A 9,212-nucleotide genomic window follows, 5' to 3' on the forward strand; every position below is an offset into this window, starting at 1 on the left:
CTCGGGCGTGAAGGCATTGCGGCTGGCCGGGCTGTCGAGGGTGACCAGGGCCGTGCTGCCCTGCAGTTCGAAGCGCACGCTCATCGCTTGTCCATCGCGCGGGCGATGATCTCCTTCATCACCTCGTTGGCGCCGCCGTAGATGCGGCCGACGCGCACGTCGGCGTACAGCCGCGCGATCGGGTATTCGTTCATGTAGCCGTAGCCGCCGAACAGTTGCAGGCATTCGTCGACGACGCGGCAGCAGGCGTCGGTGGTCCACCACTTGGCCATCGCGGCGGTGGGCACGTCCAGCGTGCCCTGCATCAGGCGGGCGATGCAGTCGTCGACGAAGGCGCGCGCCAGTTCGGCCTGCGTCTCGCACTCGGCCAAGGTGAAGCGGGTGTTCTGCAGCTGCATCAGCGGCTGGCCGAAGACCTGGCGTTCGCGCACGTGGTTCAGCGTGTCGGCAATGGCGCGGCGCATCGTCGCGGCGGCGCCCACGGCGATCAGCAGCCGCTCGCGCGGCAGCTGCTGCATCAGCTGCGCGAAGCCGCGGCCTTCCACGCCGCCCAGCACATTGTCGGCCGGCACGCGCACGTCGTCGAAGAACAGCTCGGTCGTGTCCAGCGTCTTCTGGCCGATCTTGTCGAGCAGCGCACCGCGGCGAAAGCCCGCCGTGCCCTCGGTCTCGACCATCAGCAGGGAGATGCCTTTGGCCCCCGCGGACGCGCCGCCCCCGACATCGGTCTTCGCCGCGACGCAGACCAGCCCGGCGTGCAGCCCGTTGGTGATGAAGATCTTGCTGCCGCTCAGGCGCCAGTGGTCGCCGTCGCGGACTGCCCGGGTGCGGATGCGCTGCAGGTCGGTGCCGGCACCGGGCTCGCTCATCGCGATCGCGGCGACCAGTTCACCGCTGGCCATGCGCGGCAGCCAGCGCTGGCGCTGTTCCTCGCTGCCGTAGGCCAGCAGGTAGTGCGCGACGATGCCGCTGTGCACGTTGTTGCTGAAGCTTTGCGCCATCGCGCTCATCTGCTCTTCGCAGATCACCGCCTCGTGCAGGAAGCTGCCGCCGCCGCCGCCGTATTCCTCGGGGATGCTGGCGCACAGCAGGCCGGCGGCACCGGCCTTGTGCCAGATCTCGCGGTCGGCATGGTGCTGCGCGCGCCAGCGCATCTCGTGCGGCACGCATTCGCGGGCGAAGAAGCGGCGCGCGCTTTCGCGCAGCATCGACAGTTCCTCGGTCTCCCAGGCCCTCGTGCCCATCCCTACGCTCATGGCCGCCCACCCCCGCAGACCAGCACCTGGCCGCTGACATAGTTGGATTCAGGGATGCAGAACAGGTACACCGCGCCCGCCGCCTCGTGGGGGTGGCCGCCGCGGCCGAGCGGGATCATCGCTTCGGCGTTCTTCAGGATCTGCGGGTTCACGCCGACCTTGATCGTGCGGCCTTCGATGTCAATGCTGGCGCCGGCGTCGGCATCGGCTTCGGTGAGCCGGGTCTTGATCAGCCCGAAGGCGACGCTGTTGACGGTGACCTTGTAGCGGCCCCACTCCTTGGCCATGGCCTTGGTCAGGCCGTTGATGCCGGCCTTGGCGGCCGCGTAATTCGCTTGTCCGGCGTTGCCGTAGACACCCGAAGTCGACGACACGTTGACCACCTTGCGGAAGACCTCGCGGCCCTCGTCGGCCTCGCGCCGGGCGGTCTCGCGGATGAAGTGGGAGGCCGCGCGCAGGATGCGGAACGGCGCCGTCAGGTGCACCGCGAGCATCGCCTCCCATTGCTCGTCGCTCATCTTCTGTACCACGTTGTCCCAGGTGTAGCCGGCGTTGTTGACGATGATGTCGAGACCGCCCCAGGTGTCCACCGCGGTCGCGACGAAGCGTTCGGCGAAGCCGGCCTCGGTCACGCTGCCGGGGCAGGCCACTGCGGTGCCGCCGGCGGCGGCGATGTCGGCCACCGTCTGTGCGGCCGGCGCGGCGTCGAGGTCGTTCACCACCACGCGGGCGCCTTCGCTGGCGAGCTTCAGGGCAATCTCACGGCCGATGCCGCGGCCGGAACCGGACACCAGGGCCACCTTGCCATCGATTTTGGGAACTAGGGTCATGCTCATTCCTTGGGGTTTCAGGGCCAGGCGATCAGCGCCTCGCCGCTCAGCTTGACGATGCCGTCGCTGTTGGTGGTGGACAGATGGACGCGCACCATGCGGTCCAGCTTTTCGACGATGCGGCCGCTGCAGCTGATGCGTTCGCCGACCTGCGTGATGGCCGCAAAGCGCACATCCAGCGAGCGGATGGCTGACTGCGGCACCCAGTTCGTCAGCACGCGGGCCAGCCAGGCGGCGGACAACATGCCGTGCGCGAACACATCGGCCATGCCGGCCGAGCGCGCGAAGTCGCTGTCGACATGGATCGGGTTGTGGTCGCCAGAAGCGCCGCAGTACAGCGCCAGCGTCAGGCGCGTGATCGGCGGCAGTGCCAGCGCCGGCAGCGCATCGCCGACTTGCAGAGAGTCCCAGTCAGGTAGCGGGTTCATGCGCTCGGATTCCGGTAGACGGTGACGCAGCGCAGATCGGCCACCGGCTCACCGCGCTGATTGCTCACATGGGTCTGGCGCACGATGAATTCGAGTGCGCCGCCCTTCTTGTCGTAGATGTCCTCGATGCGCTGCGCGAAGCGCAGGGCATCGCCGGCATAGGCCAGGCGGTGAAAGCTGAAGCCTTGCTCGCCATGCAGGATGCGCCGGTAGTCCAGGCCCAGCAGTTCGCGCACCGCGGCCGGGTTCGGGCCGTCCATCTCCAGGCAGAACAGGAAGGTCGGCGGCACCGGCAGCGCCGGGTGGCCGGCGGCGCGGGCCGCGTCGTCGTCGCTGTAGACCGGGTCGGTCTGGCCGGTCGCCTTGGCGAAGAAGCGCAGCCGGCCGCGCTCGACCACCACCGTGAACGGCGGCATCTGGTGGCCGATGTGGCGGCGGTCGATCATGACAAGGCTTGGTACAGCGTCACGACGCAGGCGCCGCCGAGGCCCAGGTTGTGCTGCAGCGCCAGCCGCGCCCCTTCCACCTGGCGTTGTTCGGCCTGGCCGCGCAGCTGCCACACCAGCTCGGCGCATTGGGCCAGGCCGGTGGCACCCAGCGGGTGGCCCTTGGACAGCAGGCCGCCCGAGGGGTTGGTCACCACCCGCCCACCACAGGTGTTATCACCATCGATGATGAAGCGCTCGGCGGTGCCTTCGGGCGTCAGGCCCAGCGCCTCGTAGGTGATCAGCTCGTTGGCGGTGAAGCAGTCGTGCAGCTCGACGACGTCCAGCGCCTCGGGGCCGATGCCGGCGGCTTCGTAGACCTGCTTCGCGGCGGCCGCCGTCATGTCGTAGCCGACCAGGCGGCGCATGTCGCGGCTGTCGAAGGTGCTGGGCGTGTCGGTGGTCATCGCCTGCGCGGCGATCACCACACGCTGGTCGAGGCCGTGCTTCTTTGCAAAGTCGGCGGAGCACAGGATCGCGGCCGCGGCGCCGCAGGTGGGCGGGCAGCATTGAAAGCGCGTCAGCGGGTCGAACACCGTCGGCGAGGCCATCACTTCGTCCAGCGTCAAGGTCTGGCGGAACACCGCGAGCGGGTTGCGCGCCGCATGCTGGCGCGCCTTCACCGAGATGCGGCCGAAGGTGTCGCGGCGGATGCCGTGCTGCGCGATGTAGTCGCGCCCCGCGCCGCCGAAGAACTGCGCGGCGCGTGGCGCATCGCTCTGGAAGCCCTGCTTGTCGATCATCGCGTCGGCGAAGCGCTGCATCGGCGACGGGCGGTCGTCCCAGGCGCCCTTCAGCGCGCCGGGTTGCATCTGCTCGAAGCCGAGCGCGATGGCGCACTCGACCATGCCGCTCTCGACCGCCTGGCGGGCGAGGAACAGCGCGCTCGATCCGGTGGAACAGTTGTTGTTCAGGTTGAACACCGGGATGCCGCTGAGGCCAACACCGTAGATCGCGGCCTGGCCGGCGGTGGAGTCGCCGTAGACGTAGCCGACATAGGCCTGCTCGACATGCGCATAGTCGACGCCGGCATCGGCCAGCGCCAGCTTCGCGGCGCGTGCCCCCATCACGGTGTAGGGCTCGCTGGCGCCGGGCTTGGTGAACGGGATCATGCCGACGCCGATGACGTGGACGGGGCGTTGCATACGGGTCATCTGTGTCTTCCTGTTGGCTTCAAGGTTCGGGCTGAGTGGACAGTCTGGCCGCGTGGCGCGGGGGTTTCAATCGCCGATGCGGCCATCTCGATTGGCGGATCTGTTCACGCGGGATCGCGGTAGCGGAAAGTGCCCATCGCCTGCGCGGCGAGTTCACCGTTGGCGTCGGTGATCTGCGCCTCGCAGAAGCACACCGAGCGGCCGCCGCCGGTGGCCCGCGCAGTGGCCACCAGCCGGCCGCTGGCGGGGCGCATGAAGGCGATGTGCATGTCGACGGTGACGACTTCGCGGGCGTAGGCCACGCGCGACAGCGCGGCATGCGTCATCGCGCTGTCCAGCAGCGTCATCACCACGCCGCCGTGGCCGCCGCCATGGTTGTTCAGCAGCTCGGGGCGCAGATCGAGCGACAGGCGCGCGCTGCCGCCTTCGGCGTGCTCGCGCAGCAGGCCCAGGTGCTCGATGAAGGGCACGTGGCGATCGGGGCCGCTTTTCGGACGTGTGCTCATCCACGACCTCGCTGCGAGGCCTCGGCCGCGGCGGTGAAGTCACGCGGGCCGGTGAGCGACAGGCCGCCGTCCACAGGAATCACGGTACCGGTGATGTAGCTGCCCCAGTCGCTGGCCAGCAGCATGGCCATGCGCGCAATGTCCTCGATGCGCCCGAGCCGCTTCAGCGGCACGCGCTCGGCCATCGCCTGCAGCGCCGCGTCGCCCGGCGCCAGGCGGCGCAGGCCTTCGGTGTCGGCGATCGGGCCCGGCACGATGGAGTTGATGCGGATGCCTTGCGCGCCCCATTCGAGCGCGAGCACGCGCGTCAGCATGTCGACGCCGGCCTTCGCGGCGCAGACATGGGCCTGGTAGGGCGTCGGCGTGAAAGCCTGGCTGGCCGAGATCTGGATCACGCAGGCGCCTGGCTGGCGCAGGTGCGCATGGGCCAGGCGCACGACGTTGAAGCTGCCGAGCAGGTCGATGTCGACGACGGTCTTGAAGGCATTCGGCGACATGTCCAGCGCCTGGGCGAGGAAGTTGCCGGCGGCGCCCGACACCAGCACGTCGATAGCCCCGAAGCGGGCCACCGCCTGGGTATAGGCCGCTGTCAGCGCCTCGGGCTGGCGCACATCGGCCGGCAGGCCGATGGCCTCGGCACCCAGCGTCTCGAGTTGCGCCACCGCGCTGGCCAGCTTGTCGGCCGAACGGCTGATCAGGCTGAGCCGGGCGCCCGCGCGGGCGAAGGCCTGGGCGATGCCGAAGTTGATGCCGCTGGAGCCGCCGGCGACGAAGACGTGGCGGCCGCGGAATTGGGCAGTGTTCAGGTCCATGGTGCTCACTCCGGCTTGAAACCGATCTCGGCCAGCATCTTCTGCTCCCTCTCGAACTGCGCGCGGGCGTAGGCGGCGTAGGCCTCGCCGGTGGTCACCGCCGGCTGCATGTCGAACAACTCCAGCTGCGCCAAGTAGCCCGGGTCGGTGGCCGCTTTGCGGAAGGCGGCGCCGAGCCGCGCGGCGATCTTCGGGTCCAGGTTCTTCGGCGCCACCAGGCCCACCGGCGACTCGATGACGAAGTCGTGGCCCAGCTCTTTCGCGGTCGGCACCTCAGGGAAGCGCTGCAGGCGCTTGTCGGTGAAGCTGGCGAGCAGGCGCACCTTGCCGCCCTTGGCCTGCGGGCCGAAACCGGGGTCGGCGTAGACGTCGAGCTGGCGGCCGATCAGCGAGGTCCAGGCCTCGCCGCCGCCCTTGAACGGGATCATGTTGAAGCGTGTGCCGTTGGCGCGCGCCAGGCGTTCGCCGACGATGCGGTTGACGCTGATCGCGCCGACATTGCCGTAGCTGATCTCGCCCGGCCGCTTCTTCGCGTCGGCCAGCAGCTCGGCCAGGTTCTTCCACGGCGCGTCGGCGGCCACGGCGATCGCGGTGGTCAGGCCGAACAGGCTGCCCAGGTAGCTGAAGTCGCGCAGCGGGTCCCAATTGACCTTCTGCGTCAGCGGCGCGCGGATCACGCTGTTGTGCATCACCGCGACGGTGTAGCCGTCGGCCTCGCTCATCATCGCCACGCTGGCCGGGCCGGTGATGCCGCCTGCCCCTGGCTTGTGCATCATCACGATGGGCTGGCCCAGGTCGCGCGCGGCCGCTTCGGCGAACGCGCGGAAGATCGGGTCGAAGCTGCCGCCGGGCGGGAACGGCATCACCAGCGTGATCGGCTTGGTGGGATAGGCGTCCGAGGCCAGGGCCACGGGTGCGGCGCCGAGCAGCGGGGCGAGTGCGAGCAGTGCGGCCAGCGCCTGGCGGCGGTGGGGGTGGGGGTGGTTCATGGCGTGTCTCCTTCGGGGCTTGTCGGTCGATGTCCGGATGACGTCCGGGGGAGCGGCAGGTAGCGGAAGCTGCCCTGCGCACGGGCGACGATGCGGCCGTCGTCGTCGGTGACGGTGGCGCTGCACCAGGCGATGCCGTCGGCCTCGCGCAGCAGTTCGCCGTCGGCGGTGAGCGTGCCGCGGCCGGGCTCCACGAACGCGGTGTCCAGGTTCAGCGTGACGGCGGTGCGCCGGAAGTCGATGGCCGACACTGCGGCGCTGGCCATCACCACGTCCAGCAACGTGACGACGGCACCGCCATGCACGCCGCCGATCACGTTGCCGAGCTCGGCGCGCGGCGCCAGCACCAGGCGTGCGCGGCCGCCTTCGGAAAAGATGCGCTGCACGCCCAGCAGGCGCATGAAGGGCACGCGGTCGAACAGCTGCCGCGGGTCGTCGAAGGCGACGGGTTCGAGCATCAGGCCCCCGCTTGTTGACGCAGCACGTTCTTCAGCACCTTGCCGGCGGCGGACAAGGGCAGTTCGGCGACGAAGGCATAAGCCCGCGGGCACTTGTAGCCGGCCAGGCGCTCGCGGCACCAGGCGCGCAAGACCTCGTCGCTGACCGGCTCGCGCAGCACGACGAAGGCCTGCACGGCCTCGCCCCAGCGCGCATCGGGCACGCCGAGCACTGCGGCCTGCGCCACGGCCGGATGGGCGCGCAGCGCGGCTTCGACCTCGGCGCTGTAGATGTTCTCGCCGCCGCTGATGATCATGTCCTTCAGCCGGTCGACGATGGCCAGCGTGCCGTCGGCCTGCATGCAGCCGGCGTCCCCGGTGTGCAGCCAACCGTCCTGCAGTGCGGCGGCCGTGGCCTCGGGGTTGCGCCAGTAGCCCGGCGTGACCATCGGTCCGCGACACAAGACCTCGCCAACCACGCCACGCGGCACTTCCTGCCCATCAGGATCGGTCACGACGATTTCGGCCCCCAGCCCGGCGCGGCCCACCGAATTCAGGCGACCCGCGGCACGCGCTTCGGCCGAGCGGTGGTTGACCGGCAGGTTGATGCACACCGCGCCGGCGGTTTCGGTCAGCCCGTAGGCCTGGAAGAACTCGGCCTCGGGCCAGGCGGCGAGCGCACGCTCCAGCAGGTCCGGCGGCATCGGCGCGGCGCCGAAGGCGATGCGCGTCAGGCTTTGCACGCGCTCCGCTTGAAAGTTAGGATCGTCGAGCAAGGACTGCAGCATCGTCGGCACGACCATGATGTCGCCGATGCGGTGCTGCTCGATCGCGGCGATCACCGCCTCGGGGCGGAACTGGGCCATCGTGACGCAGCCGCCACCGACCAGCGTCTGGCCCACCAGGCGGCCCAGGCCGGCGACATGGAACAGCGGCGCGACGAGCAGCGACACGCCGTCCGGCGGGTTGGGCAGCTCGGCGGCGCGGGTCATCGAGGCCGACCAGAGGTTGGCATGCGTGAGCATCACGCCCTTGGCGCGGCCGGTGGTGCCGCCGGTGTAGAGCAGCACGGCCATCGCGTCGCCGCCGCTGCGGCTGTCGGGCAAAGGCGCCAGCGCCGCCGCTTCGTCGGCGAAGCGGGGCAGCGTGATGCAGCGGATGTCGCTGCGCGGCAGGCGTTCGGCCAGCGCTTCGTCCACCAGCACCAAGGATGCCGCGCTGTCGGCCAGCGCATGGGCCAGTTCGGTGGGCGTCCAGCGAACGTTCAGCGGGCAGGCCACCGCGCCGCGCCACCAGCACGCGAAGATCGCCTGCACCAGGCGATCGTCATTCGGCGCGAGCAGCGCAACGCGGTCGCCGGCGTCGACACCGCGGGCGGCGAGCGCGGCGGCCTGCCGCGCCACGCCATCGACCAGTTCATCGAAACGGTGTTGCCGCTGTGCGCCGTCGGCGCCCAGGTGGGTGAGCGCGGTCTTGGCAGGATGCCGTTGCAGCGAGCGGTGCAGGCCTTGGGTGAGGTACATGGTGACGCCAGTGTGGGCACAGCGCGGCATGCCACCAATGGCCGGATGCGCCAACCGTCATGGCGGATCCGTTCAAGCCCCGGCAGCCTCAGGGAATGCCCTGATCCCCAGGCGCGTTCGTCAACGGCGATGTGAGGCAGGGCTTGGGTTCGGCGTCTTGACTGGGCTTGGGTTCTGCACCCCGTTCGCGTTGACGAAACCCGGATAGGCTCGCACGCGCAGCTGGGTGTAGTCTCGCTGCGCCATGGCCTTGGCGAAAACAGAAGCAAAGCAGTTGGCGGTGTTCGCTGAAGCGAAAGGCGCGGCGGGGACATCCTTGACCGTGCGCGCGGCGGCATCGACGCTGGAGTCCCATTCGACTTTCGCATCATCGAGAATCGCCATGCCCGCGCCACCACACGTGATCAGCTTGATGCGCTTGTGCGTGCGCGGCAGTTCGGCGTCCCGGAGTTGCTGTGCCAGGTCATTCGCCTGCATCGTCACTTGCCGTTTGGCGGGCCCCTTTCCAGCGAGTGCCCGAATCGAGTTCTCAAAGGATGAAGCGTTCTCGTCCAATACCGACACGCCGATCGCGTCCATCCCTGGAAGCCCGTGACCTGCCACGATGAACGTGTCGTCATCCGGCACGTGATCGAGGCGGTGGGGGTACTGCAGCACGGTCAGCCCCGGCCCGTATTTGCTGCGGTACCGGGCCTCGTTGGACGGCATGGTGGGATCCGCACTGACATCCTGGAACGGAAAGTAGAGCCACTTCATGGGTTTCCCCTGTCAAGCATCGTTCATGCTTTTTAG

The 9,212-nt window shown here is 69.4% G+C and carries 11 protein-coding genes; all 11 read right to left on the reverse strand.

The window, feature by feature from the left end:
• Positions 1–80 precede the first annotated feature (80 nt).
• Entirely contained in the window at positions 81–1,244 is a 1,164-nt protein-coding gene (locus VLK61_RS08005) for an acyl-CoA dehydrogenase family protein (RefSeq protein ID WP_414636784.1), read from the reverse strand.
• Between the two features lie 8 nt (positions 1,245–1,252).
• Positions 1,253–2,086, reverse strand: coding sequence for an SDR family NAD(P)-dependent oxidoreductase (locus VLK61_RS08010; protein ID WP_325419953.1), 834 nt, complete (start codon positions 2,084–2,086; stop codon positions 1,253–1,255).
• Between the two features lie 17 nt (positions 2,087–2,103).
• Positions 2,104–2,514 (reverse strand): MaoC/PaaZ C-terminal domain-containing protein, encoded by a 411-nt coding sequence (locus VLK61_RS08015; protein WP_325419955.1) that lies wholly within the window; start codon positions 2,512–2,514, stop codon positions 2,104–2,106.
• Positions 2,511–2,960, reverse strand: a complete 450-nt coding sequence (locus VLK61_RS08020; RefSeq protein ID WP_325419957.1) for a MaoC family dehydratase N-terminal domain-containing protein — start codon at positions 2,958–2,960, stop codon at positions 2,511–2,513. Before VLK61_RS08020 ends, VLK61_RS08015 begins: the two co-directional genes overlap by 4 nt.
• Positions 2,957–4,144: a lipid-transfer protein gene (locus tag VLK61_RS08025; protein ID WP_325419959.1), complete on the reverse strand. Its 1,188-nt coding sequence runs from the start codon at positions 4,142–4,144 to the stop codon at positions 2,957–2,959. The genes VLK61_RS08020 and VLK61_RS08025 overlap by 4 nt, the downstream gene beginning before the upstream one ends.
• A gap of 113 nt (positions 4,145–4,257) precedes the next feature.
• The gene (locus VLK61_RS08030; RefSeq protein WP_325419961.1) at positions 4,258–4,659 is read right to left on the reverse strand and encodes a PaaI family thioesterase; all 402 of its coding nucleotides are present in this window, start codon (positions 4,657–4,659) and stop codon (positions 4,258–4,260) included.
• Positions 4,656–5,471 carry an SDR family oxidoreductase gene (locus tag VLK61_RS08035; protein ID WP_325419963.1) on the reverse strand — a complete coding sequence of 272 codons (816 nt, stop codon included), beginning with the start codon at positions 5,469–5,471 and terminating at the stop codon, positions 4,656–4,658. The genes VLK61_RS08030 and VLK61_RS08035 overlap by 4 nt, the downstream gene beginning before the upstream one ends.
• A 5-nt stretch (positions 5,472–5,476) precedes the next feature.
• Positions 5,477–6,460 (reverse strand): tripartite tricarboxylate transporter substrate binding protein, encoded by a 984-nt coding sequence (locus tag VLK61_RS08040; RefSeq protein ID WP_325419964.1) that lies wholly within the window; start codon positions 6,458–6,460, stop codon positions 5,477–5,479.
• Positions 6,457–6,918, reverse strand: coding sequence for a PaaI family thioesterase (locus VLK61_RS08045; protein WP_325419966.1), 462 nt, complete (start codon positions 6,916–6,918; stop codon positions 6,457–6,459). The genes VLK61_RS08040 and VLK61_RS08045 overlap by 4 nt, the downstream gene beginning before the upstream one ends.
• Positions 6,918–8,420, reverse strand: a complete 1,503-nt coding sequence (locus VLK61_RS08050; RefSeq protein WP_325419968.1) for a class I adenylate-forming enzyme family protein — start codon at positions 8,418–8,420, stop codon at positions 6,918–6,920. The genes VLK61_RS08045 and VLK61_RS08050 overlap by 1 nt, the downstream gene beginning before the upstream one ends.
• A gap of 120 nt (positions 8,421–8,540) precedes the next feature.
• Positions 8,541–9,176: a hypothetical protein gene (locus tag VLK61_RS08055; RefSeq protein ID WP_325419970.1), complete on the reverse strand. Its 636-nt coding sequence runs from the start codon at positions 9,174–9,176 to the stop codon at positions 8,541–8,543.
• Positions 9,177–9,212: the final 36 nt, after the last annotated feature.

The organism is Aquabacterium sp. (assembly GCF_035476535.1).
Lineage (GTDB): Bacteria > Pseudomonadota > Gammaproteobacteria > Burkholderiales > Burkholderiaceae_C > Pseudaquabacterium.

Bases quoted from the DNA above. Each gene is read 5' to 3' on its own strand.
- VLK61_RS08005 (WP_414636784.1), bottom strand. From the start codon at position 1,244: ATGGGCACGAGGGCCTGGGAGACCGAGGAACTGTCGATGCTGCGCGAA.
- VLK61_RS08010 (WP_325419953.1), bottom strand. From the start codon at position 2,086: ATGACCCTAGTTCCCAAAATCGATGGCAAGGTGGCCCTGGTGTCCGGT.
- VLK61_RS08015 (WP_325419955.1), bottom strand. From the start codon at position 2,514: ATGAACCCGCTACCTGACTGGGACTCTCTGCAAGTCGGCGATGCGCTG.
- VLK61_RS08020 (WP_325419957.1), bottom strand. From the start codon at position 2,960: ATGATCGACCGCCGCCACATCGGCCACCAGATGCCGCCGTTCACGGTG.
- VLK61_RS08025 (WP_325419959.1), bottom strand. From the start codon at position 4,144: ATGCAACGCCCCGTCCACGTCATCGGCGTCGGCATGATCCCGTTCACC.
- VLK61_RS08030 (WP_325419961.1), bottom strand. From the start codon at position 4,659: ATGAGCACACGTCCGAAAAGCGGCCCCGATCGCCACGTGCCCTTCATC.
- VLK61_RS08035 (WP_325419963.1), bottom strand. From the start codon at position 5,471: ATGGACCTGAACACTGCCCAATTCCGCGGCCGCCACGTCTTCGTCGCC.
- VLK61_RS08040 (WP_325419964.1), bottom strand. From the start codon at position 6,460: ATGAACCACCCCCACCCCCACCGCCGCCAGGCGCTGGCCGCACTGCTC.
- VLK61_RS08045 (WP_325419966.1), bottom strand. From the start codon at position 6,918: ATGCTCGAACCCGTCGCCTTCGACGACCCGCGGCAGCTGTTCGACCGC.
- VLK61_RS08050 (WP_325419968.1), bottom strand. From the start codon at position 8,420: ATGTACCTCACCCAAGGCCTGCACCGCTCGCTGCAACGGCATCCTGCC.
- VLK61_RS08055 (WP_325419970.1), bottom strand. From the start codon at position 9,176: ATGAAGTGGCTCTACTTTCCGTTCCAGGATGTCAGTGCGGATCCCACC.